This is a genomic window from Pseudomonas sp. GNP013, assembly GCF_054343995.1.
On sequence record NZ_JBTGUT010000001.1, the window covers coordinates 2,414,365 to 2,439,579 of the forward strand.

A 25,215-nucleotide genomic window follows, 5' to 3' on the forward strand; every position below is an offset into this window, starting at 1 on the left:
CGCACAACCATGAACAACATCGAAGACATCTACTCCCTGTCGCCGACCCAGCACGGTTTGCTGTTTCACAGCGTGGTCGAGCCCGATTCGCGGGTGTACTACCAGCAACTGAGCCTGGACATGCATGGCCCGCTGCAACTGCCGGCGTTTCGCGCCGCCTGGCAGGCCCTGATGCAACGCCACGCGGTATTGCGCAGCGCGTTTCTGTGGGAAGACCTCGACGATGCCTATCAGGTGGTGCAGTCCGAGCTGAACCTGCCGTTGAGCGAACTCGACTGGCAGGGCCGCAGCGACAGCCACACCGCCCTGCCGCAACTGGCCCTTGAACAACGCGCCGAACCGCTGGAGCTGAACGACGCGCCGCTGATGCGCCTGGCCCTGGTGCGCCTCGAACCGCAGCGCTGGCACCTGATCTGGACCTTCCATCACATCATCATGGACGGCTGGAGCGTGGGCATCGCGATCCAGGAATGGCTGGCGCTCTACTACGAACACGCCCACGGCCGCACGGCCAATCTGCCGCCGACCCGCGCCTACCGCGACTACATCGCCTGGCTGGCCGAGCAGGACATGGCCGCCACCGAAAGCTTCTGGCACGGGCAGTTGCAGGATGTCAGCGAACCGACCCCGCTGCCCGACTTCGGCCTGCGCCTGGCCCCGCCTGCCGACGCGCCGTGCGCCGAACGCGAACACCGCCTGAGCATCGAGGAAACCGAGCAACTGGCGCAGTTCGCCCGCCGCCATCACCTGACCCTCAACACCTTGATCCAGGGCGCCTGGGCGCTGCTGCTGGGCCAGCACGCCGGGCGCGATGACGTGATCTACGGCGTCACTGTGGCCGGTCGCCCGGAAAACCTGGCCGCCATCGACAGCACCGTCGGCCTGTTCATCAACACCCTGCCCCTGCGCGTGCAATGGTCCGAAGGCCCGGCGCTGGTGGACTGGCTGCAACAGTTGCAGCAAGCCAACAGCGACCTGCGCCACCACGCCTATCTGCCGCTGGGCAAGCTCAAGTCGATGAGCCGCATCGCCGCCGAGCAGGCGCTGTTCGACTCGATCCTGGTGTTCGAGAACTTCCCGGTCACCGATGCGCTCAACCAGGACGCCGGTGGCCTGAGCTTCGCCGACCCGAACCGCGAGCACGCAAGCGATGGCCTGACCCTGACCCAGGGGCGCAACCATTTCCCGTTGTCGCTGATCGTGGTGCCGGGCGAGCAACTGCATTACCTGTTCAGCTACAACCGCAGCCGTTTCAGCGACGAGGAAATCGCCCTGCTGTCGGCGCAATTGCGCACGGTGCTGCTGGCCATGGCCGCGCAGCCGCAGTGCCGGGTTGCGGATCTCGACTGGCTGGGTACGCAGGAGCGCGAGCAACTGCAAGCCCTCGGCCGTGGTGCGGCGCTTGCGGTGCCCGACCTGTGCCTGCATCAGCGCGTTGAACAGCAGGCCGCCGCCGCACCGCAGCAACCGGCGCTGCGCGACCGCGACAGTGTGCTGAGCTACGGCGAACTCGATCAGCGCGCCAATCGCCTTAGCCAGCATCTGTGCGCCCAGGGCATCGGCCGTCACAGCCTGGTGGCGCTGGCGCTGGAGCGCAGCGCCGATTTTGTGATCGCCCTGCTCGCCACCCTCAAGGCCGGCGCCGCCTACCTGCCGCTGGACCTCAAACAACCCGCCGGACGCCTGGCCGACGTGCTGCAGGACAGCCGCGCCGCGCTGTTGATCGGCGCCACGGCAACGCCCCTGCTGACCCGCCTGGGTGAGCACACGCCGCTGCTGTGCCTGGACGCACAGGCCGAAGCGATTGCCGCCCAGCCGGCCAGCGCGCCAGTGGTTTCCCACCGCCTGGATGACGCGGCCTACGTGATCTACACGTCCGGTTCCACCGGCACGCCCAAGGGCGTGGTGGTCGAACACCGCGCCATCGTCGATTACCTGAGCGCGGTGCACAGCGTGCTGCAGCCGCCCGCCGCCGCGCGTTATGGCCTGCTGTCGAGCATTGCCGCCGACCTCGGCCACACCCAGCTGTTCGGCGCGCTGTGCAGCGGCGCCAGCCTGTTGCTGGTGGATGACGAGAGCGCTTTCAGCCCGCTGGCCCTGGCGCAGCTGTTCAGCGAGTTCCCGGTGGACGTGCTGAAAATCACCCCCAGCCACCTCAGCGGGCTGTTGCAGGCACTGCCGGATGCACGGTTGCTGCCCACGGCCCTGCTGGTGTTTGGCGGCGACGCCCTGAGCCCGGCGCTGCTGGCTCAGGTCAACGCGCTGGCGCCCGGCCTGCGGGTGTTCAACCACTATGGGCCGAGCGAGGCGACGGTGGGTGCGATTGCCACCGAACTCACGGCGGGCCAGCCACGCATTGCCCTCGGCCGGCCGCTGCCGAACCGCCAACTGCGCGTAGTCGACGCCCAGGGGCGCGACGTGGCCACCGGCATCAGCGGCGAACTGCTGATCAGCGGCGCCCTCGCCCGTGGTTACCTGCACCGCGACGACCTGACCGCCGAACGCTTCCACCTGGATGCCCGCCAACAGCGCTGGTACCGCACGGGTGACCGCGTGCGCTGGCTGATTGACGGACAACTGGCGTTCCTCGGCCGCGTTGACAGTCAGGTGAAGATTCGCGGCAATCGCCTGGAATTGGGCGAAGTCGAGGCGCAGATCCGCCGCCTGTCGCCGCTGATCGAACAGGTGGTGGTGCGCGCGCTCGAGCTGGAAGGCAGCCTGCGTCTGGTCGCCTATCTGGTGGCCAGCCAGTCACTGTCGGCGCTCAAGCTGCGCAACGACCTGGGCAGCCGCGTGCCGGACTACATGGTGCCGGCGCACTTCATCACCCTTGATGAACTGCCCCTGACGCGCAACGGCAAGGTCGATGTGCAACGCCTGCCACTGCCCCACGCCACCCGCGACGACAACGCCGATTATGTGGCGCCGCGCAACGACGTCGAACGCCTGCTGGCGGCGATCTGGCAGGACGTGCTCAAGCGCGAACAGGTTGGGGTCAACGACAACTTCTTCGCCATCGGCGGCGATTCGATTCTGAACCTGCAGATCATCGCGCGAGCCAACCAGCAAGGCCTCAAGCTCACCCCACGGCAACTGTTCGAGAACCGCACCGTCGCCGACATCGCCCGTGTGCTCGGCGCCGATGCCAGCCACACCGTGGCGCAGCAGCAAGCCGACGGCTATGCGCTGCCCCTCGGCGCCGGCCAGCGCGCGCGTCTGGAACAAGGCCCGCTGACCGCCACCTGGCGCTGCGTGGCCCTGGCGCAGCCGCTGGACCGTGCCTTGCTCGGCCAGGCCCTGGGCGCCTTGCAGCAGCATCATCAGGCCCTGCGCCTGGGGTTCGACGCGGACTGGCAGCAGCGCGTATTGGCAGCGCCCAAGGCGGCCGCGATCAGCAGCGGCGAATACCTGCCGCACTCATTACAGGCCCTGGCCCAGGCCGCAGTCGACGCACTGGACCTGCACGCCGGGCAAAGCCTGCACGCCAGCCTGCTGGGCGACGCGCACCTGCTGCTGGCCGCGCATCCGCTGTGCGTGGACGACGCCTCGTGGCCGTTGTTGCTCACCGACCTCAATCTGGCGCTGAGCCAGTTGCGCCTGCAACGGCCGGTGCGGCTGTCCTATCACGGCGGCAACTTCACCCCCTGGGCGCGCCATCAGCAAGACCACGCCCACAGCGATGCCCTCGATGACGCCTGGGAACACTGGCTGCAATTTGCCGGGATGGACACGCTGCAACTGCCCGCCAGCCAGCAACCGAGCCAGGTGATCGACCACAGCCTGAGCAGCCAGACCTCCGGCGCCTTGAAACGCCTGGCCGAGGTGCTGCACCTGGACTGGAACAGCCTGCTGGCCACCGCCGTGGCCGAACAGTGCGGCAACGGCCTGCTGGCGCTGGAGCTGTACACTGCGCGCCCGGCCATTGAGCGCCTGCCGGTGCAGTCGCCCATCGCCCTCGCCGATCTTGAGCCGCAACGCATCATCGGCGCGCTGGACCTGCCGGTGCCGGTGTTCCTGCACACCGACGCCGTCACCGCGCTGCAACGCCTGCACGCCGTGGCCGCGCAACTGCGTGCCTACCCGCAACACGGCGCCGACTATGGCGTGCTGCGCTACCTGTCGGACAACACCTACCTGCAGGAACCGCTGCGCGATCTGCCCACGGCGGATATCGCGATTCACTGGCGCGGCGACCTCGACAGCCACCGCGAAGCCCACGGCGCGCTGGCGCAGGTCACCGCCGCCGACCTGCCGGCGGCCACGGCCCATGCCCTTCGCATCGAAGCCCACTGGCAGGATGGCCAACTGCACCTGCGCTGCGAAGGCCGGTTGGCCGCCGACTGGACCGCGCCACTCGCCGAGCGCCTGGCAAGCCTTGCTGCACTTGCGGCCGCGCCTGAGCTGCGTCCCCACAGCGACGCCTTCCCGCTGTGCCACCGGCAAGCCGCAACCCTCGCCGCCGAGCCGCTGGACTGGTCGAACCTCGAAGACGTCTACCCGTTGTCGTCGATGCAACAGGGCATGCTGCTGCACACCCTGCTGCAGCCCCACAGCGGCATCTACCTGATGCAGCAGCGTTACAGCTGGGACGGCGTGCTGCAACGCGCGGCCATGGAAACGGCCTGGCAGGTCTTCCTCGACCGCCACCCGATGATGCGCACCGCGTTCCGGTGGCAGGACGACCACGAGCCGTTGCAGTGCGTGTACCGCCACACCGCGCCGGCGTTCGACTGGCAGGACCTGCGGCACCTGGATGATGCGCAGCAACGCCTGGCCATGGACCAGGCGCTGGAGGCCCAGCGCGTGCAGGGTTTCGACATGGCCGTGGCGCCGTTGACGCACCTGCGCGTGTTCCAGCTCGATGAGCGCCGATTCGCCGTGGTGCGCAGCTTCCACCATATCCTCACCGATGCCTGGTGCTTCGGCCTGTTGATGGAGGACCTGCTGGCGATCTATCAGGCGGTTGTGCATCAGGAACCGCTGGCGCGCCCGCGCTTTCGCTCGTTCCGCGGCTACATGAGCTGGCTGGAACGCCAGGACATGGCCGCCGCGCATGCATTCTGGCAAGCGGACCTGGCCGGTTTCAGCGAGCCCACGCCGTTGCACCTGGACAGCGCCCTGGCCCGCGCGGAACAAGCACCGGAAGCGGTCGGCGACCTCGACCAGACCCTGAGCATCAGCCAGACCCAACGGTTGCAGCAGCTGTGCCAGCACTACCAATTGACGCCCAACACCTGGATCCAGGGCGCCTGGGCCTTGCTGTTGTCGCGCTACAGCGGCAATCGCGACGTGCTGTTCGGCGTCACCGTGGCCGGTCGCCCCACCGAGCTTGCCGGCGTCGAGGAAATGGTCGGGCTGTTCATCAACAGCCTGCCGCTGCGCCTCGACGTCGACCCCGAAGCGCCGGTCGCCGGCTGGTTGCAGGCGCTGCTGTCGCACAATGCGCGGCTGCGTGAACACGAAAGTGCCTCGCTGGTGGATATCCAGCGCAGCAGCGGCGTGCCGCGCGGGCAGCAGCTGTTCGACAGCCTGGTGGTGTTCGAAAACGCGCCGCTGGACATCAGCAGCGTGCAGCTGGACGCCTTCAGCATCGACATCTATGAAGACCGCGTGCACACCAACTTCCCGATGACCGTGGTGCTGTACCCCGGCGACCGCCTGGGCATTCGCCTGTCCTATGACAGCCAGCGGTTCAGCGCCGACAGCGTGCAGCGCATGCTCGGGCACCTGGTGCAGTTGTTGTCGAGCATGCTCGAGGCCCCCGAGGCAACGCTGGGCAGCCTGCACATGCTGGCGCCCGCCGAGCGTCAGCAACTGCAGGTGGAGTGGAACCGCAGCGCGGTCGACTTCCCGCTGACCGAGGGTTACGCCGCCTTGTTCGCCGAGCAGGTGCGCCGCCGGCCGCAGCAGATCGCCGCCGTGCACGGGCAGGAGTCCTTGACCTACGCCGAACTGGACCGCCGCGCCAACGCCGTCGCCCATGCTCTGCACAGCGCCGGTGCCGGCCCGGAAACCCTGGTGGCGCTGTTTGCCGAGCGCGGCCTGAGCTTGCTGACCCTGATGCTCGGCACGCTCAAGGCCGGTGCTGCGTTCCAGGCGCTGGACATCCAGCAGCCGGCCGCGCGCCTGGCCGAGCTGCTGAACCTGGGCGAAGCGCCGCTTTTAATGGTGTGCGACAGCGCCAGCGGCGTGCTGGAGGGCGTGCTGCCGCAGGTGCTCAAGCAGCCGACCTGCCTGGTTGCGCAAACGCTGTGGCAAGGCGAGGCCCGGCCCGCGGTGACTTACGCGCACAACCCCGACCAGTTGGCCTATGTGATTTTCACCTCGGGTTCCACCGGTACGCCCAAAGGCGTGATGGTGGAACAGCGCGGCATGCTCAATAACATCTTCGGCAAGGTGCCGGCCCTGGGCCTGGGCGAACACGACCGCATCGCCCAGACCGCCTCCGCCGCGTTCGATATTTGCGTGTGGCAGTTCCTCGCCGCGCCGCTGGCGGGCGCCACCGTGCATATCCTGCCGGACGCCCAGGCCCATGACCCGCAGGCCTTGCTCGATGCGGTGCAAGCGCAGCAGCTGACCCTGCTGGAAACCGTGCCCGCGCTGATTCGCGGCCTGTTGCAGGAAGCCCGCGACGAGCACCGCCTGCCCAGCTTGCGCTGGCTGCTGCCGACCGGCGAGGCACTGCCGCCGGCGTTGGCCCGGGACTGGTTTGCGCGCTTCCCGACGATCCCGTTGATGAACGCCTACGGCCCTGCCGAGTGTTCGGATGACGTGGCGTTTTACCCGATCACCCAGGCACCGGACGCTGACTGCCTGCACATGCCGATTGGCCGACCGACCGCGAACAACCAGGTGTTTGTGCTCGACAGCGCGCTGCGCAGCGTGCCCATCGGCGTGCCGGGCGAACTGTGCATCGGTGGCGTCGGCGTCGGCCGTGGCTACCTGCGCGACCCGCAACGCACCCGCGAAGCCTTCGTTGACCATCCGTTCGAGCCGGGCGCGCGCCTCTACCGCAGCGGCGATATCGGCCGCCTGCGCGCCGATGGCGTGATCGAATACCTGGGCCGGCGCGATCAGCAGGTGAAGATTCGTGGCCATCGCATCGAACTGGGCGAGATCGAAAACCGCCTGATGCAGCACCCGGCCGTGCAGAGCGCCGCGGTGCTGGCCCTGCCGGATGCCCGTGGTGCGCTGCAACTGGTGGCGTTCCATGTGCTCGACAGCGCCGTTGATGGCGATGCGCAGTCGGTCCTGAGCGCCCATTTGGCCACGCAACTGGCCAACTACATGGTGCCGGCGCGCTGGGTGGAACTGGCGCAGCTTCCGCTGAATGCCAACGGCAAGGTCGACCGCCGGGCTCTCGCCGCGCTGGATCTGCCCCATGCCGCAGCCGCCGATGGCGTGTCGATTGCCCCGCGCACGCCGACCGAAAAAGTGCTGGCCGAGCTGTGGCAGGCCATTCTCGGCGTGCCCAGTGTCAGCGTGCACGATGACTTCTTTGCCATTGGCGGCCACTCGCTGCTGGCCACGCAGATGCTCTCGCGCATTCGCCGCCGCTTGCACGTCAGCCTGCCGCTGCGCGTGCTGTTCGAAGGCGGCACCCTTGAGCACCTGGCGCAGGTGGTGGATCAACAGGCCCAGGTGGCCGACGAGGACGAGATCGTGCCGGTGCCGCGCAACCGACCGCTGGCGCTGTCCTACGCCCAGCAACGGCTGTGGTTCCTCGACCGTTTCGAGGGGCCGAACGCGGCCTACAACATGTCCAGCGTGGTGCGCCTGCGTGGCGCACTGGATATCGCCGCCTTGCAACAGGCGTTGCAGCGGGTGCTGGAACGCCATGAATCGCTGCGCACCCGCTTTGACTTGCACGGCGACCAGCCGTGCCAGGTGATCCATCCGGCGCCGACGCTCGACCTCACGCCGCTCACGGTGCAGCCGCAAGCCCTGCAGGCAATGATCGATCAACACTCGGCGCAGCCGTTTGATCTGCAGCAGGCGCCGATGTTGCGCGCGCATTTGCTGCACCTGGGCGCGGATGACCATGTGCTGCAACTGGTGCTGCACCATATCGCCACGGACGCCTGGTCCATGGGCATCCTGATGCAGGAATTGATCACCGGTTACCAGGCCTACGCCAGCGGCACCACGCCGGTGTTTACCGCGTTGCCGATCCAGTACGCCGATTACGCCCAGTGGCAGCGCAGTGAAGCGCAACAGCGCCAATTGGCGCGTGCCATCGACTATTGGCGGCGCCAGCTCGACGGCGCGCCGATGCTGATCCCGTTGCCGCTGGATGCGCCGCGTCCGGCCCAGCCGGATTATCAAGGCGCGCTGTTGACCCAGCATTTCACCCCGGCCCAGACCCAGGTGCTCAAGGCGTATGCCCAGGCCCACAAGGCGACGCTGTTTATGCTGTTGCTCAATGCGTTCAACAGCCTGTTGCAGCGGGCCACGGGCACCAATGACTTTATCGTCGGCACGGACCTGGCCAACCGCGAGCAGGCGGCGCTGGAAAACCTGATCGGTTTCTTCGTCAACGTGCTGCCGATCCGCGCACGGCTGGATGCCGGCGATACCTTCGACAGCCGCCTGCAACGCCTGCGCGAGGATTGCCTGGCCGCGTTCCAGCACCAGCAGGTGCCGTTCGACAAGCTGGTGGAGGCGCTGCAACCGCCGCGCACTCCAGGCGTCAACCCGCTGGTGCAGGTGCTGTTCGTGATGCAGAACACCCCGCAGGGCACGGCCAGCCTGGCGGACCTGGCGGTGGAACACCTGGCGCCGCAGCAGCAGACCAGCAAGTTCGACCTGGCCGTGTTTGTCGAGGAAGACGACAGCGGCCTGCAGGTGCGCTGGGTGTATCGCACCAGTGTGTTGCAGGCGCACACCGTTGAACGCCTGGAGCAAGGCTTTGCGCAACTGCTCGACAGCCTGACGTTGCAGGACTGGACGTGGCGCCTGCACGCGGACGCCCCGGCGGCCATCGATGAGACCCAAGCGCGCAGCGAGCGCAAGCAGTCGAAAATGAGCAAGCTGAAGAACACCCGCGCCACCGCCGTCAGCCAACTGGCCCACGAACAGGTGCGCACCCGCACCCTGGGCGAGGCGCAACCGCTGCCGCTGGTGATCGAACCGTTGCTGGCAGACCTCGACCCGGTGCACTGGGCGGTGCAGGCGCGCGAGTGGATCAATGCGCAGTTGCGCACCCACGGCGGCCTGCTGTTTCGCGGGTTCAATCTGCCGGATGCCGCCGCTTTCGAGCAGTTCGCCCAGGCCATCGAGCCGGACCTGTACGGCACCTACGGCGACCTGCCGAAGAATAAATCCGGCAAGAATATCTACCACTCCACACCGTACCCGGAACAGCACATGATCCTGTTCCACAACGAGAGCTCGCACATGGCGCAATGGCCGCGCAAGCAGTGGTTCTTCTGCGAGATCCCGGCGCCACGGGGCGGTTGCACGCCGATCGTCGACTGCCGCCAGGTGCTGGCGCAGTTGCCGCCGGACATCGTCGAGCGCTTCAAGGCCCTGGGCCTTTTGTATGTGCGGCACTTCACCGACAAGCTGGACGTGCGCTGGCAGGACTTCTTCAAGACCGAGCAGCGCGAAGAGGTCGAGCGTCAGTGCCGCCAAGCGGGCATGCAGTGGGAGTGGCTGGGTGCGGACAACCTGAAGATCGCCCAGCAATGCCCGGCGATTGTGGCGCACCCGGACACCGGCGAAGCGTCGTTTTTCAACCAGGTGCAGTTGCACCACAGCGCGTGCCTGGAGCCGGAGGTGCGCAGCAACCTGATCAACCTGTTCGGCGCCGGCAACCTGCCGCGCAACGTGTATTACGGCGATGGCAGCGTGATCGAAGACGCGGTAATGGACGTGATCGGCGCCGCGTACGAGGCCTGTGCGGTGCGCTTTGCCTGGCACAAGGGCGACATGGTGATGCTCGACAATATGCTGGTGGCCCATGCCCGCGACCCGTTTGAAGGCGAGCGCAAAATCTGCGTGGCCATGGGGCAGATGATGAACCGCGAACAACTGGGGGAACAGCCATGAGCAACCACGAGGCAGCGTTCGCCCTGTCGCCACAGCAACGCAGCCAATGGCTGGCGAATGCGCCGCCGGCCCGCCTGGTGCTGGGGGTGCGTGGCGCCACCGCGCTGGCACAACTGCGTGAACGGCTGGCGGCGCTGGCGCAGGTGCATGACGCCTTGCGCCTGCACACTCGGCCCGAGCCGGGGATGCAGGTGCCGTTGCAACGCGTCGCCGCCGCAAGCGTGGTCAGCATCGACGTGCAGGCGCTGGACGCCGAGGTGCAACGGGTGACCGTGCAACTGCCCGCGCTGGCGGCCGACCGTGGCACGCTGCTGCGCCTGGCGCAGGCGCTGGGTTCGGCGCAGGCACTGGATTTGGCGCAGCCGCCGCTGGCTGACGCCGAGGCGATGACCTACACCCAATACAGCGCCTGGATTCACGACCTGCAGGCGGATGACGACGCGGCGCAGGGACGCCAGTACTGGGCCGATCTGGCCCTGGGCCAACAGGCCGGCACCGAGCTGCTGTACCGCGAAGTGCGCAACGACAAGGCCGACACGCCATTGACCACCTGCGTGATGCTCGACCCCGCGTTGAGCGCTGCGTTGCACGCCCAGGCCGCCCCCGCCGAACACCTGCTGATGGCCGCCTGGGGCGTGCTGTTGCAGCGGTTGAGCGCCACTGACAGCCCGGCTCTCACCCTTAACTGGGTGCATGACTGCCGTGACGACTACGAAGAACTGGCCGACTGCTGGGGATTGTTCGCCAAGGCCCTGCCGCTGCCGTGGCAGCCGGCGCTGGAGCGTCCGTTCGGCGAGGCCCTGGCGGCGCTGCAAAGACGTTGTGAGGACGTCGGCGAATGGCAGGAATACTCGCCGGCCGACATCGCGTCACCTTATGGTTTCCAGTGGAGCCCGGCGCTGGATGCGCCCGCCAGCCCGTTCAAGGTGCTGGAAGTGTGTGCAATCCCGGCCGGCATGGAGCTGCTGCTGATCGCCGAAGATCAGCGCCTGACGCTCTGCCATCAGGCCAATCGTTACAGCACCCGGGCCGCTGCAACCCTGCTGGAACAACTGCAATCGCTGCTGCTGGACGCCCTCGCCCACCCCGCCACGCCGCTGGGCGAACTGTCGCTGGCGGCGCCGGGCTTTGCGGCGACACTCGCGGCACGCCATCAGCGCGTCACGCCGCCATTCGCCAGCGTGCCGGCGCGCTTCAACGCCTGCGCCGCAGGCTTTGCCGAACACCTGGCCCTGCGCGATCCGCACCAGCACCTGAGCTACGCCGAGCTGCACGCGCGCAGCAACCAATTGGCGCATTACCTGCGCGGCCAGGGCATCGGCCGTGAGGACCGCGTGGCGCTGTACCTCGACCGTTCGGCGCCGATGGTGCTGGCGATGCTCGCCGTGCTCAAGAGCGGCGCGGCCTTTGTGCCGCTGGACGTGCACCAGCCCGCGCAACGCTCCCTGGCGATCCTGCAACAGGCGCAGCCGCGCTTTGTGCTGACCGGGGCCGCCGGCAGCGCGCCGCTGCTGGCGTCGATGGGCAGCCTCGACCTGCGCGACACCGCCGTGTGGCAACAGGCGCCCATGACCGACCTGGGCGACGACGTGCTGCCCACGGATGCGGCCTATGTGCTGTTCACCTCGGGCAGCACCGGCGTGCCCAAGGGCGTGATCATTGAGCACGCGCAACTGGCCAGTTATGTCTCCAGCGTGGCCGCGCGCCTGCAGCTGCAAGCCGGTGAGCGCAGCGCCGTGGTCACCTCCCTGGCCGCCGACCTGGGTTACACCCTGCTGTTTCCCGCCTTGCTCAGCGGCGGCGAACTGCACCTGCTGGACAAGACCACCGCGATGGACGCCCAGGCCTGGGCCGCCTGGCAGGCGCAGTACCCGGTCGACCATCTGAAAATCGTGCCGTCGCTGCTCGATGCCTGGCTGATGCACGCACAAAGCGCCGCCGTGCTGCCGCGCAGGCAACTGATCCTCGGCGGCGAGAGCTGTTCGCGGCGCCTGCTGCAGTCGATCCGCCAGTTCGCGCCGACGCTGACGCTGTTCAACCACTACGGGCCGACGGAAGCCACCGTCGGCGTGGCCATGCACAGGCTGGACCCGGCCTGTGACTACCGCCGCCTGCCGCTGGATGATCGGCTCGACGGCATGCGTTTGTATCTGCTGGATGAACAGCAGCAACTCGCGGCGCCGGGGCGGCACGCCGAACTGTATATCGCCGGGCCGCACCTGGCGCGCGGCTATCTCGACGCGCCCCACACCGCCGAGCGCTTTATCGAGCGCGACGGCGAGCGGCTGTACCGCACCGGCGACCGTGCGCGCTATCGCCACGACGCCAGCCTGGAAATCACCGGCCGTAGCGACCGCCAGGTCAAGGTGCGCGGGTTTCGCATCGAGCTTGACGAGATCCAGGCGCAGCTTTCCGGCCTGCCGGGCGTGGCCCAGGCGGCGGTGGAGTGCCTGCCCAAGGGCGAACTGGGCCAGCAGCTGTTTGCCTTCGTGACCCTGGCGCCGGGGCACTCGGTGAGCGTGGCGCAATTGCATGGCCAGGCCCAGGACCGCCTGCCGGACTACATGCTGCCGAGCCTGCGCATCGTCGAGGCGTTGCCGCTGATGGGCAACGGCAAGCTCGACCGCAAGACCCTGCAGCAATGGGCCGATCAGGTGCAGGGCGGCGTCGGCGGTGCATTGCCGCGCACGCCGCTGGAGGCGCTGCTGGCCGAGACCTGGGCGCAGGTGCTGGGCCTGGAGCGGGTGGGCATTGAAGATGATTTCTTTGCCTTGGGCGGGCATTCGTTGGCGGCGGTCAGCCTGGCCAGCCGCCTGCAGACGGTACTGGCGGCGCCGGTTACGGTGAACGCGGTGTTCAATGCACCGAGCGTGGCGACCTTTGCCGCACTGGTGCAGGCCGAATTCAAGCTGTCGCCACTGGTGCGCCTGTCGGCACCGGGCGCGGGGGCGAATCTGTTCTGTTTTCACCCGTCCACCGGGCATGTGCAGGATTACCGCGCGCTGCTGCCCCATCTGCCGCACTGGCAGCTGTGGGGGTTGCAAAAACTGGGTGACGACGACACGGTGGACGGCGGCGATATCGAAGGGCTCGCGGCGCGCTATATCGAGCACATGCGTGCTCAGCAGCCGCACGGGCCCTATCACTTGCTGGGCTTTTCCCTCGGCGGGCTGCTGGCGATCACCGCTGCAGCGCAGTTGGAGCGGTGCGGCGAACAGGTGGCGTTTCTCGGCATCCTCGACTCGCAGTACGCGCGCAGCGCCGATGAAGACAGCATCGAGACCTTGCTGGCCGACGCCACGCAGGCGCTCACGGCAAACAGCCAGGCGCTACTGCGCGGCTTACCGGCGCCGGCAACGGCCGAGTTGACCGCGCAACTGGCTGCCCTGCCCACCGCGCAGCGCCTGCCCGCCCTCGCGCAATGGGCGCAGCAGCAAGGTCTGCAGCTCGACGGCGACAGCTGGGAACACCTGCACACGCGGCTTGGCCATCAGCAACAGACCCGCCAGCTGCTCGCCAGCTTCCAGCCGCCACGGCTGCGCTGCCCGGTACAGGTGTGGTGGGCGGACGCCACGCTGGGCGCGGCGGATTTTGTCGACCCGCAGTGGCAACAGTTGAGCAGCGGCGCGTACACCCGTGAAGTGGCGCAGGCGCAGCACTTGAACATCCTTGCGCAACCCTCGGTGCATCAACAGCTGGCGGCCGGCCTTGCGGCCCTGGCGACAGACGGAGCAGTTTGAATGGATTTGCTGATACTCATGGCCAAGCGCTCGTGGCGCGCCCTGCTGGTGGCAACGCTGACCGGGCTGGCCTGCGGCCTCGCGGCGGCCGGGTTGATCGCGATGATCAACCACAGCCTCACGGTGTTCGACCAGTTGCGCCCGATGGACGGCCTGTACTTCGGCGCGCTGGTGCTGCTGGTGGCGGTGTCACGGATCATTTCCGACATCAGCCTGCTGCGCCTGGGCCAGGCGGCGGTCAACGATATGCGCCTGCACCTGAGCGCCAAACTGATCGACACGCCCTACGCGCAATTGCAGCGCCTGGGCAAACACCGGCTGCTGGCGGTGCTGACCGACGACACGCAAACCATCAGCCAGGCGGTGGAGCTGGTGCCGGTGCTGCTGGTCAACGGCGGGATCATCCTCGCCTGCCTCGGTTACCTGGGCTGGTTGAGCCTGCCGTTGCTGGGCCTCACGGTGTTGCTGATCGTGCTCGGCAGCCTGAGTTTCAACTGGCCGCAGCGCAAGGCGCTGACCTCGATCTCCCGCGCGCGCGAGCTCAAGGACCAGTTGTTCGAGCACTATCGGCTGCTCACCGATGGCAGCAAGGAGCTGCAGCTGAACCATCCGCGTCGCCAGCACTTTTTCAGCCGCCTGCTGCTGCCGACCAGCCAGCAATACCGGCGCGACTTCGTGCGTGGGATGAGCATTTACGCGGTGGTGCTCAACTGGGGCAACGCGGTGTTCTACCTGCTGATCGGCGTGGTGCTGTTCGTGGCGCCGCGCTTTATCGACCTGAGCGTGAGCCTGGTGACGGGCTATATCCTCGCGATTCTGTACATGATCACGCCGCTATCGGAACTGATGCACGCGGTGCCGACCCTGGGCCGCGCCAGCGTTGCGCTGAACAAGATCCGCGCGCTCGAGGGCCAGATGCACAGCGCCGAGGAAAGCCTGGAAACCTTCGCGCCGACGCGTGTGCGCAACCTGGTGTGCCGTGACGTCACCCACACCTACTACCGCGAGCGCGAGGACGGGCATTTCACCCTGGGGCCGATCAACGTCACCTTGAAGGCCGGCGAAGTGGTGTTCATCGCTGGCGGTAATGGCAGCGGCAAGACCACCCTGGCGCTGCTGTTGACCGGCCTGTATCGCCCGGAGAGCGGTGAGGTGATGCTGGACGAGCAAGTGTCTTCAAGCGCTGACAACCACCATTTTCGCCAGCACTTCTCGGCGATTTTCACCGACTTCTGCCTATTCGAAAACCTGTTCGACGGTGACAACCCGAAGCTGGTGCAGCAGGCGCAGGATTACCTGGTGCACTTGCAACTGGATCACAAAGTGCAGATCGAACAGGGCCGCCTGACCACGCTGGCGCTGTCCACCGGGCAACGCAAGCGCCTGGCGTTGCTCAGTGCCTATCTGGATGACCGACCGTGCTACCTGTTCGATGAGTGGGCGGCGGATCAGGACCCGGTGTTCAAGCACTTTTTCTACACGCGGATCCTGGCCGACCTGCGTGGACGGGGCAAGCTGGTGATCGTGATTTCCCATGACGACGCGTATTTCGGCCTCGCCGACCGCCTGCTGCGCATCGAACACGGGCGCCTGAGTGAGGCGCCGCTGGCAGCCGGCGTGGCGCTGGAAGCTCAGTCGTAGAGCGAGTGCAGGTAACTGACCTGCTCGGCCAGTGGCAAACGGTGCAGTTTGGGGCAGGATTCGCACAGCACCAGCGGCTCACCTTCCACCAGCGGGTGCAGTTGATAGTGCAGGCAGCAATGCCGACGCAGCGGCAGCTGCGGGCAAATCTCGGGGGCGGGCGACGGCACCTGGCGTTGCAGGCCGCGCAATTTCAGGCGGCCGTGGTTGACGCTGACCGGTTCCAGCCAGCGGTGCGCTTCGGCAAAGCCTGGGCGGGACAGGTCCGGGTCGAGCCGGGCGAAGGCGCCGTCCCAGATCGCGACAAAATTGCCCCACAGGATCTTCGGCGCCAGGCCCCCGGCCAGCGCCAGGGTGGCGAACAGGGGCGCGAGGTGCTCGTGCACCCAGCGCGAAAAGTAGTCGGCCCGCTCGGCGGCGGCAAGGGCTGGCAAGCGCGTGGCAAAGTGCAACGCCAGCGGCTGACCGGCGTCCAGGCGCAACACGCTGTCGTCGCTCCAGAAGTCGATGGCCTGCTCGCGGGTGAGCACGCAGGCCAGGGTGGCCGGCACCACGATGCTCATGTAGTTCATCGACCACTGCGACACCACCGCCGCGTTGTTGACGCCGGGGTAACGCAGGGCGAACTCGGCCAGCACCGGCTGCAGCAACGCCGGCTCGGCGACGCGGCTCAGCGCGAGAAAAGGCTGGTCATTCGCGTCAAGCTGGATGACCCGCTGAATCGGCGGCCACGCCTGCTTGAGCCATTCTGGAAATTCGATACCGATGCTCCTGTGGCTTTCCCTTATGAATGCAAGCGATTAGCATTGGCGGATCCTATCCTCCCTCCCCTGCAAACTCAACGTCGCCAACGACCGGACATCTTCAGCCCCCATGCATACACTTCGCAATTTCTGGCGCCTGGCACGACCGTTCTGGACCTCGGAACAGAAATACCCGGCCCTGCGGTTGCTGCTGGGCACGGTGCTGATGAACCTGTGCCTGGTGGGCGTCAATATCCTCAACAACTTCTGGAACCTGCATTTTTACAATGCGCTGCAGGCCAAGGACTACCCGGGTTTCATGCTCGGTACGGGGCAGTTCATCCTGCTGCAGGTGGCCCTCGCCGTGTTCACCGTGGGGGCGTTTCACTTCCAGCAGAAGCTGACCATCGTCTGGCGGCGCTGGGCCACGCGCAACACGCTCGACCAGTGGCTGGGCAGCCAGCGCTACCAGAAGCTGAAAATGAGCGAAACCGAGGTCGACAACCCCGACCAGCGCATCGCCGAAGACATCGACCTGTTCATCATCAAGTCGCTCAAGCTCAGCCTGGGGCTGCTGACGGCCGTGGTGTCGCTGTTTTCGTTCCTCAATATCCTCTGGCAGGCCTCCGACCTGATCCGCATTCCCCTGGGCGATAGCGGCCTGGTGATTCCCGGCCTGTTGGTGTGGGTGGCGCTGGTGTATGCGCTGGCGGGCACCGGCTTCGCCTTCTGGCTCGGTCGCGCCCTGCCTCACCTGAACTTCATGCAGCAGCGGCGCGAGGCCGACTTTCGATTTTCGTTGATGCGCCTGCGGGAGAACGCCGATTCGGTGGCCCAATACCGTGGCGAAGCGGTGGAAAACCAGCGCTTCAATCAGCGCCTGGAAGCCGCCCTGCAGAATTTCTGGGTGCTGGTGAAAAAGCAGAAGCTGATCATGGGCTACTCGACGTTCTACCTGCGCAGCGCCACGGTGATTCCGATGTTGATCATGGCGCCGCAGTTCTTTGCCGGGGTCTTTACCCTTGGCCGTCTGACGCAGATCAGCGCCGCCTTTGGCGAAGTGCATGCGGCCGTGGCTTACCTGGTGGGCGTATTCCCGGAGCTGGCCGAATGGAAGTCGGTGATCGACCGGCTGCACGGGTTCCAGAAGCGTCTGGATAACGTCAAGGTCGATTCCGCCGTCGTGCTGACGCAACAGCACGACGGCTTGCAGGTGCGCAACCTGGACATCTGGCTGCCGGACGGCCGCCGTCTGTTCAGCGGCTTCAACCTTGCGCTCAAGCCCGGCGACAGCCTGCTGATCCGCGCGCCGTCCGGTTATGGCAAGTCCACCCTGATTCGCGCCCTCACCGGGCTCTGGCACCATGCCTCGGGGTCGGTCGCCTATGACCGTGAGCGCGCCCTCACCCTCTCGCAAAAGAACTACCTGCCCCTGGGCAGCCTGCGCGAAACCCTCTGGTACCCCAACCCCGCACCGGCCGAGCAGGACGCGGTGGTACAGCGGTTCCTCGACCAGCTCGACCTGGCGCACCTGGGCACGCAACTGGCCGAGGAGCGCGACTGGGCGCAGACCCTGAGCATCGGCGAGCAACAGCGCTGCGCCTTTGTGCGTGCGCTGCTGGCGCGGCCGGCGGTGCTGTTTCTCGACGAGAGCAGCGCGGCGATGGACGCGGCCAACGAAGCGCGTTGCTACCAGTTGCTCAAGGCAACGCTGCCGCAGACGATCCTCATCAGCGTTGGCCACAATGCCGCGCTGGAGCGGTTTCATGGGCAGGTGCTGGAGCTGCGCGACGAGGTGGAATGGGTACGCCGCGCGGTGAGGCAGCCGGTCTAGGCGCCCTCACTGGCACACGCTGATCAGCCCATCCAGCCCACGGCGGTCTTCGGAATCACCTCCGACTCGTCCAGTTTCGAGGCAAACATGCTCACCGCCTGCACCGCGTCGCTGGTGCTGGTGCGGATCTGCAGGATCACCGAACCGGCCTGGTCGGCCAGGCTGACGCCACGTTGCGCGCCTTCCTGAGTGGAATTCATGCTGGAGACCGCATCGCGGGTTTCCGAGAGGATCATGCCGATCATTTCGGCAATTTCGGCGGTGGAGCGGCTGGTGCGCCCGGCCAGTTGCCGGACCTCATCGGCCACCACTGCGAACCCACGGCCCTGGTCCCCCGCCCGCGCGGCCTCGATGGCGGCGTTGAGCGCCAGCAGGTTGGTCTGGTCGGCGATCCCGCGAATGGTGTTGACGATGGCGGTGATCTGCTCGGAACGCTCGCCCAACTGCCCCACCAGCTTGGCGGAAGCGCCGATGTTTTCGGCGATGCGGCGCATTTCCGTGGCGGTGTCGTGAATCACCTGGGTGCCGTGCTCGGCGAAGCGCTCGGTTTCGGACGAGATGTGATAGGCCCGGGAGGCGCCGCGTGAATCTTCCTCGAACTTCTCCACCCGCTCGGTGATGTCGCTGGCGAACTTGACGATCTTGATCAGTTTGCCGTCGCTGTCGAACACCGGGTTGTAGCTGGCCTCCAGCCACACCACGCGGCCATGCTTGCCCAGGCGCTTGAATTGGCCGGTGAAAAACTCGCCGTTGTTCAACCGACGCCAGAAGTCGGTGTATTCGTTGCTGTTGATCAACGTCGGCTCGCAGAACAGGCGGTGATGCTTGCCCTTGAGTTCTGCCAGTGAATAGCCCATCACGTTGAGAAAGTTGGGGTTGGCGTCGAGTACTTGGCCGCCGAGGTCGAACTCGATCACGGCCATCGCGCGGTCCAGCGCCACCAGTTTGCTGCGGGTGGCGGCCTCCTGCTCAACGTTGGCGGTGACGTCCAGGGCGTACTTGACCACCTTGAGCACCTGGCCACGCTCATCCAGCACCGGGTTGTAGCTGGCCTCCAGCCAGATCACCTTGCCGTTTGCGTCCACCCGTTTGAAGGTGCCCGACACAAACTTGCCGGCCCTGAGGTCCTGCCAGAACGTGGCGTAGGCCGGGCTGCCCGTGAGCGCCGGCAGACAGAAATCGCGGTGGGTCTTGCCGGCCAATTGCGCGGCGCTGTAGCCCAGGGTCCGCAGAAAGTTTTCGTTGGCGCGCAGCACCTTGCCGTTGAGATCGAATTCGACCACGGCCATGGAGCGCTCGAGCGCAGCAATCAGTCCTTTGTACTCGGTGACTTCGGCCGTCCTGGCCGCCAGTTCTGTCTTGAGTGATTTGTTGAACATGACGTGCCCTCAGCGCGCGGATAAACAGTTGTATCAATGCCGCTATCGGCCGCGAAATACGCGACTTTAAGCGGCTGGCCTGTTTATTTATTGACGTCAAAATAAGCGCCTGCAACGGCTGCCCGGGTTTGCCCCGGCGGGGCTTTTCAGGGACCATGGCGCCTCTGTTTTTTTGCCAACAAGAGGCGCCCATGGCCAATCACGACCTGTCCTTCACCCCTGATCCCGACGCCGACTCGATTTCCTCGGACGTTATCGGCTTCAACGGCATCCTGGTGTCCACCCAGATCCCGACCCACGCCGACGGCAGCCTGGAACTGGGCGACATCACCCTGCAAAGCGAATGCACCCTGCAAGCGCTGAAAGTGGCGCTGGAGAAGGCCGGCAGTTCGATGGACCGGGTGATGCACCTGACCATCTACCTCACCGACATGGCCGACCGCGCCGCTTTCAACGCGGTGTACACGCGCTTTTTCGCCAAGCCATGGCCGGTGCGTGCGGCAGTCGGCGTGGCTGAACTGGCCGTCAAAGGCATGCGCGTGGAAGTCACCGCCATGGCCGCCAAGGCCTGACAGCCCTGCGGTAGATGCCGGTCAGGCATTTCACGGCTACAATGCGCGCCTCAACCGTGACAAGCCTGACTAAAAAAACTATGTCCTTGCCCAAGCATCACCTTGAATTGCTCAGCCCGGCCCGCGATGTCGCCATCGCGCGCGAGGCCATCCTGCATGGCGCCGACGCCATCTACATCGGCGGGCCAAGCTTCGGCGCCCGCCATAACGCCTGTAACGAGGTGAGCGATATCGCTCAATTGGTGGAATTCGCCCATCGTTACCACGCGCGCGTCTTCACCACGATCAACACCATCCTGCATGACAACGAACTGGAGCCCGCGCGCAAGCTGATCCATCAGCTCTACGACGCCGGCGTCGACGCGTTGATCGTGCAGGACCTGGGCGTGATGGAGCTGGATATCCCGCCCATCGAGCTGCACGCCAGCACCCAGACCGATATCCGCACCCTGGCCCGCGCCAAATTTCTCGATCAGGCCGGTTTCTCGCAGCTGGTGCTGGCCCGCGAGCTGAACCTGCAGGAAATCCGCGCGATTGCCGACGAGACCGAGGCAGCCGTTGAGTTCTTCATCCACGGCGCTTTGTGCGTGGCGTTTTCCGGGCAGTGCAATATCTCCCACGCGCAGAACGGCCGCAGCGCCAACCGTGGCGACTGCTCCCAGGCCTGCCGCCTGCCGTACACCTTGAAGGATGATCAGGGCCGCGTCGTGGCCTTTGAAAAACACCTGCTGTCGATGAAGGACAACAACCAGAGCGCCAACATCCGCGCCCTGGTCGAAGCCGGCGTGCGCTCGTTCAAGATCGAAGGCCGCTACAAGGACATGGGCTATGTGAAGAACATCACTGCCTATTACCGCCAGCGTCTGGACGATGTGCTCGAAGACCGCACCGATCTGGCGCGCGCGTCCAGCGGGCGTACCGTGCATTTCTTCCTGCCCGATCCGGAAAAGACCTTTCACCGGGGCAGCACCGATTACTTTGTCAGCGACCGCAAGATCGACATCGGCGCCTTCGACACCCCGACCTTCACCGGCCTGCCGGTGGGCACCGTGGAAAAGGCCGGCAAGCGCGACTTGCAGGTGGTGACCCATGAACCGCTGTCCAACGGCGACGGACTCAATGTGCTGGTCAAGCGTGAAGTGGTGGGCTTTCGCGCCAACATCGCCGAGCCCAAGGGCGAGTTCGAGGAAGACGGGCAGAAGCGCTACCGCTACCGCGTCGAGCCGAACGAGATGCCCGCCGGCCTGCATCAACTGCGCCCGCACCATCCGCTGAACCGCAACCTGGACCACAACTGGCAACAGGCCCTGCTCAAGACCTCGGCCGAACGCCGTATCGGCCTGGCCTGGGTGGCGCGCCTGCGCGAAGAGCAGCTTGAAGTCACTGCCACCAGCGAAGAAGGCATCCGCGCCAGCATCACCCTGCCCGGCCCGTTTGGCGTGGCCAACAAGCCGGAACAGGCGCTGGACACCCTGCGTGACCTGCTCGGCCAGCTCGGTACCACCGAGTACCACGCCACCGATATCGCGCTGGATGCACCGCAGGCGTTCTTCATCCCCAACTCGCAACTCAAGGCCTTACGCCGTGAAGTGATCGAAGCCCTCACCGCTGCCCGTGTTGCCGCGCACCCTCGTGGCGGGCGCAAGGCCGAGACCACACCGCCGCCGGTGTACCCGGAAGCGCATCTGTCGTTCCTGGCCAACGTCTACAACCAGAAGGCCCGCGACTTCTACCACCGTCACGGCGTGAAGCTGATCGACGCCGCCTTCGAAGCCCACGAAGAAACCGGCGAAGTGCCGGTGATGATCACCAAGCACTGCCTGCGTTTCTCGTTCAACCTGTGCCCCAAACAGGCCAAGGGCGTGACGGGTGTGAAAACCAAAGTGGCGCCGATGCAGTTGATACACGGTGATGAAGTGCTGACGTTGAAGTTCGACTGCAAGCCCTGCGAAATGCACGTCGTTGGCAAGATCAAGGGGCATATCCTGGGGTTGCCGCAACCGGGCAGCGTGGTGGAGCATTTCAATCCGGAAAACATCATCTTCCAAGGCACGCACTAACACCTCTGTAGGAGCGAGCTCGCTCGCGAAAAACGCAAAAACACCGCGTTTAACCAGAACGCCAGCGTTACCGTTGGCGTTCTTCGCGAGCAAGCTCGCTCCGACCTGGGTTGAGTGGCCACCACCAGCCTCGCTGCAACCCGGCAGCCGCCAGCAGAATCGCCGCCACCCCCAGCCACTGCAGCCAGCCCAGGCGGTGACCAAAGGCAATCCAGTCCACAAAAATCGCCGCAATCGGGTAGATAAACGACAACGCCCCGGTGATGGCGGTCGGCAATTTCTGGATCGCCCCGTACAACAGCACATACATCAAGCCGGTGTGCACCACGCCTAGGGTGATCAACGCAGCCCAGGCAGTGTTTGCCACGGGCAAGTTGTTCCACGGTACCAGCGGCGCCAGCAACACTGCGCCGGTGGTCACCTGGATCAATGCCATCAAATGCGGCGGCACGGCCTTCAAACGCTTGATGATCAGTGCCGCAATCGCATACAGAAACGCGGCGCCCAGCGCCAGTGCGATACCGGCCAGGTAATCCCCGCCGCCCTGCTGTTCGCCATGGGCGGTAACAATCGCCAGCATCCCCAGGAACGCCACGCTCAACCACGCCAGCTTCTGCACGGTGATCTTCTCGCCGAGAAACGCCGCCGCCAGCATCACCAGCATGAACGGCTGCACGTTGTACACCGCCGTGCTGATGGCGATGGACGCACGCGAGTAGGATTCGAACAGCAGCAGCCAGTTGCCGACAATGGCCACGCCGCTGAGCACCGCCAGGCCAAGCTTGGCCCAACTGAGCAGATCCAGGCGCAGGTAGCCAAGCAGCGCACACACCAGCAGCAGCGTCAGCGCACCGATCACGCAGCGCCAGAACACTACTTCGATTACCGACACACCAGACACCAGCACAAACCAGCCAATGGTGCCCGAAATCAGCATGGCGGCGACCATTTCCCACGACCCGCGACGGATGGATGCGTCCATGTTTGCAGCTCCTCAAGTGAGGCTCAATTATGGCAAGCTGGCGCGCAGCCGCTCCAGCGACTAAAAAAGGCCAGACGGCGGAATTACCTGTTCTTATTAGGTGAACAGCATGATTGACACTATCGACCAGCAACTGATCGCCGCCTTGATGGACGACTCGCGCCTGTCCCTCAAGGCCCTGGCCGGCATCACCGGGCTGTCGTCCCCCAGTGTCGGCGAACGCCTGCGTCGCCTCGAGGAGCGCGGTGTCTTGACCCATTACACAGTCGATATCGACGCCCGGCACTTCGGCTACCTGCTGCAAGCCATCGTGCGCATTCGCCCCTTGCCTGGCAAATTGCAGGAGGTGGAGCGCCAGGTCCAGGCGATCCCGGAATTCACCGAATGCGACAAGGTCACCGGCGACGATTGCTTCATCGCCCGCCTGCATGTGCGCACCATGGAACAGCTGGACACCCTGCTTGATCGGCTCAACACCTATGCCGAAACCAACACGGCCATCGTCAAGAAAACCCCGGTAAAACGGCGCTTGCCGCCGCTGGCCGGTTAATAATTGGTCTCACGCATTCACGTGCGCCCCCCGACGACCGCTCAACAACGTCTTGGTGTTCACAGATCAGCTCTAACCCATCAGCGCCTAATCAAACGTTTTAGTGAAACTATTACCTGCCAAATTAAAACGGCAAACCCCACATAAAAGATAAGGCTGACAAACTCCATTCCTGGATGTAAAAATTGTTTAAACGGAATTACACCGGCGGCAACATCATTCAAAAAGTCAGATATGTTTTCTATCGCCCCATTGGCACTTGGGTAGAGACTATACAGATAGTTTTCTTTTTGTTTTACCGTCAACCAATGAAACAGCAAAGCAAGAGCCGCGATCCAGATCAAAGGCCTTACATAGCTTTGCCCAAAATTTGACGCCCACTGATTACTTAGGTATACCCACTTATCCAGCCTGGACCCTCGACCCTCTGAAAGTTCTTTCTGTCTTCTTTTCATTTCCAGTGCAAAAAAGTAATTGGCCTCAATGTGAGCGCCATGGCTGTCAAGCGCATGCTTTATTATCCTGAACGTTTCCCTTGGCGTTCCATCATAACTCACCTTGGCGCGGTGGAAATTTGGCTGCTCTATAGTGTTTATTTTTTCAAGGTCCAACCCAGTATGAAAAGTCGCACCGCGAAAACTTGCAAACTGCATAAAAGTCACATAGGTAAAGTTTGCTGAAGCTGCTGCAGTCGGGTTACGGCCCGCGCTAAGCTCCACGCTCTTAGGGCTGCCAAATTGACACTCCTCGAAGCCAGCAAATGTATCAAATACGCTTTTACGCAAGGTAAAATCAACTACACTGGTCTTATAAAAATCCGAAACCTTCTCAAAATTGCAGTTTACTATCACCACCTTCCTTATAGAGTTTTCTTTGAGTTCAAATTTGCCCTTGAACACGCATGAACGGAGAAGCATGTGTTGGGTTTTTTGGCGATTAACATAAAAGCCGCTATGAAATATGCAATTTTTGGCTCGCAGATTTGATAACACAGACAAGTCCTGACTATCACCGTCTAAAAAATAGCCCCTTAACTCAGCATTCTCCAAGGTCACTCTCCCCTTGAAGTTACAGTTTGCAAAGAGCGGATGACTTATGACCAAACGTTCTTTTTTTTCATGACTACCACAGCGCACCTCGTCTAAAAACCTACACTTCTGGTATAAGCAATCACCATAGGCTTTATCTTTTCTCAAGTGCATATCTAAAACTTCATACTTGGCGGAAAACTGACAATCAAAAAAAGAAACTTTGGGACTTTTCAAAAGTATATTTCGCACGCCGAATGAACATTGGGTAAACTGAAGGCGACCAAAGCATTCAAAAATATCAAACAGCCGTGCACCGTCAATACCGCCTGGAAACCGAATATTATGGACGTGAAGTTCACTGGCGTTAAATTTTTTGAAAATGGCTAGCGCCCCCTTCATACGTCCTTTCTTATCAAGAGTAATGGTGCCTCTGTGCAGTTTGAAAGAGTCTTCAATAAAAGTGAGCAGTGCTTGCTTAAACGCTGGATACTGTGAAAATGACTCTGTTTTCTTAGTCGCCAGAATATGACCCGAGTGCAGATGATTCATAATGCAAACTCAAAAACCCGAGTGTATACATTCTGTCTCCATATGAACACCCGATGTCATATTACCTCTTGAAATGGTTTGACA

11 protein-coding genes are annotated in these 25,215 nt (G+C 64.3%); 7 read left to right on the forward strand and 4 right to left on the reverse strand.

The annotated features are described in order from the left end of the window. Positions 1 to 9: 9 nt before the first annotated feature. Genes ACXX81_RS10695 through ACXX81_RS10705 form a run of 3 tightly spaced genes read left to right on the forward strand, consistent with a single transcriptional unit; the run spans position 10 to position 15,431 of the window. Entirely contained in the window at positions 10 to 10,050 is a 10,041-nt protein-coding gene (locus ACXX81_RS10695) for a non-ribosomal peptide synthetase (RefSeq protein ID WP_458571638.1), read from the forward strand. Next, the gene (locus ACXX81_RS10700; RefSeq protein ID WP_458571639.1) at positions 10,047 to 13,790 is read left to right on the forward strand and encodes a non-ribosomal peptide synthetase family protein; all 3,744 of its coding nucleotides are present in this window, start codon (positions 10,047 to 10,049) and stop codon (positions 13,788 to 13,790) included. Before ACXX81_RS10695 ends, ACXX81_RS10700 begins: the two co-directional genes overlap by 4 nt. Continuing rightward, entirely contained in the window at positions 13,791 to 15,431 is a 1,641-nt protein-coding gene (locus ACXX81_RS10705) for a cyclic peptide export ABC transporter (protein WP_458571640.1), read from the forward strand. It begins immediately after the preceding gene. Here the strand turns inward: ACXX81_RS10705 and fhuF are convergent. Then, positions 15,422 to 16,078, reverse strand: a complete 657-nt coding sequence (gene fhuF / locus ACXX81_RS10710; protein WP_231421400.1) for a siderophore-iron reductase FhuF — start codon at positions 16,076 to 16,078, stop codon at positions 15,422 to 15,424. The genes ACXX81_RS10705 and fhuF overlap by 10 nt on opposite strands. Positions 16,079 to 16,304: 226 nt before the next feature. Between fhuF and ACXX81_RS10715 the strand changes: the two genes are divergently transcribed. Further along, a complete protein-coding gene (locus tag ACXX81_RS10715) occupies positions 16,305 to 18,008 on the forward strand; it encodes an ABC transporter ATP-binding protein/permease (RefSeq protein WP_231421240.1) in 1,704 nt (567 codons plus the stop codon). 23 nt (positions 18,009 to 18,031) lie between these two features. On the opposite strand, the gene ACXX81_RS10720 is transcribed toward ACXX81_RS10715, so the two are convergent. Beyond that, a complete protein-coding gene (locus ACXX81_RS10720) occupies positions 18,032 to 19,387 on the reverse strand; it encodes a methyl-accepting chemotaxis protein (protein WP_322213532.1) in 1,356 nt (451 codons plus the stop codon). A 191-nt stretch (positions 19,388 to 19,578) separates the two neighbouring features. On the opposite strand from ACXX81_RS10720, the gene ACXX81_RS10725 reads away from it, so the two are divergent. Continuing rightward, the gene (locus ACXX81_RS10725; protein WP_338480970.1) at positions 19,579 to 19,959 is read left to right on the forward strand and encodes a RidA family protein; all 381 of its coding nucleotides are present in this window, start codon (positions 19,579 to 19,581) and stop codon (positions 19,957 to 19,959) included. Between the two features lie 80 nt (positions 19,960 to 20,039). After that, on the forward strand, positions 20,040 to 22,019 hold the full coding sequence (locus ACXX81_RS10730) for a peptidase U32 family protein (protein WP_458571641.1): 1,980 nt from the start codon (positions 20,040 to 20,042) through the stop codon (positions 22,017 to 22,019). A gap of 67 nt (positions 22,020 to 22,086) precedes the next feature. Here ACXX81_RS10730 and ACXX81_RS10735 read toward each other — a convergent pair whose 3' ends face one another. After that, a complete protein-coding gene (locus ACXX81_RS10735; RefSeq protein WP_458571642.1) occupies positions 22,087 to 23,001 on the reverse strand; it encodes a DMT family transporter in 915 nt (304 codons plus the stop codon). Positions 23,002 to 23,110: 109 nt separating this feature from the next. Here ACXX81_RS10735 and ACXX81_RS10740 point away from each other — a divergent pair, with 109 nt between their 5' ends. Beyond that, positions 23,111 to 23,551, forward strand: coding sequence for an Lrp/AsnC family transcriptional regulator (locus ACXX81_RS10740; protein ID WP_458571643.1), 441 nt, complete (start codon positions 23,111 to 23,113; stop codon positions 23,549 to 23,551). A gap of 80 nt (positions 23,552 to 23,631) precedes the next feature. Here ACXX81_RS10740 and ACXX81_RS10745 read toward each other — a convergent pair whose 3' ends face one another. Further along, positions 23,632 to 25,131, reverse strand: a complete 1,500-nt coding sequence (locus ACXX81_RS10745; RefSeq protein ID WP_458571644.1) for a hypothetical protein — start codon at positions 25,129 to 25,131, stop codon at positions 23,632 to 23,634. Positions 25,132 to 25,215 lie beyond the last annotated feature (84 nt).

What these genes read in the sequence shown, in the direction of transcription:
- ACXX81_RS10705 (WP_458571640.1), top strand. Translation starts at nt 13,791, where the DNA reads ATGGATTTGCTGATACTCATGGCCAAGCGCTCGTGGCGCGCCCTGCTG.
- ACXX81_RS10720 (WP_322213532.1), bottom strand. Translation starts at nt 19,387, where the DNA reads ATGTTCAACAAATCACTCAAGACAGAACTGGCGGCCAGGACGGCCGAA.
- ACXX81_RS10745 (WP_458571644.1), bottom strand. Translation starts at nt 25,131, where the DNA reads ATGAATCATCTGCACTCGGGTCATATTCTGGCGACTAAGAAAACAGAG.
- ACXX81_RS10725 (WP_338480970.1), top strand. Translation starts at nt 19,579, where the DNA reads ATGGCCAATCACGACCTGTCCTTCACCCCTGATCCCGACGCCGACTCG.
- ACXX81_RS10735 (WP_458571642.1), bottom strand. Translation starts at nt 23,001, where the DNA reads ATGGACGCATCCATCCGTCGCGGGTCGTGGGAAATGGTCGCCGCCATG.
- ACXX81_RS10740 (WP_458571643.1), top strand. Translation starts at nt 23,111, where the DNA reads ATGATTGACACTATCGACCAGCAACTGATCGCCGCCTTGATGGACGAC.
- ACXX81_RS10695 (WP_458571638.1), top strand. Translation starts at nt 10, where the DNA reads ATGAACAACATCGAAGACATCTACTCCCTGTCGCCGACCCAGCACGGT.
- ACXX81_RS10715 (WP_231421240.1), top strand. Translation starts at nt 16,305, where the DNA reads ATGCATACACTTCGCAATTTCTGGCGCCTGGCACGACCGTTCTGGACC.
- ACXX81_RS10730 (WP_458571641.1), top strand. Translation starts at nt 20,040, where the DNA reads ATGTCCTTGCCCAAGCATCACCTTGAATTGCTCAGCCCGGCCCGCGAT.
- ACXX81_RS10700 (WP_458571639.1), top strand. Translation starts at nt 10,047, where the DNA reads ATGAGCAACCACGAGGCAGCGTTCGCCCTGTCGCCACAGCAACGCAGC.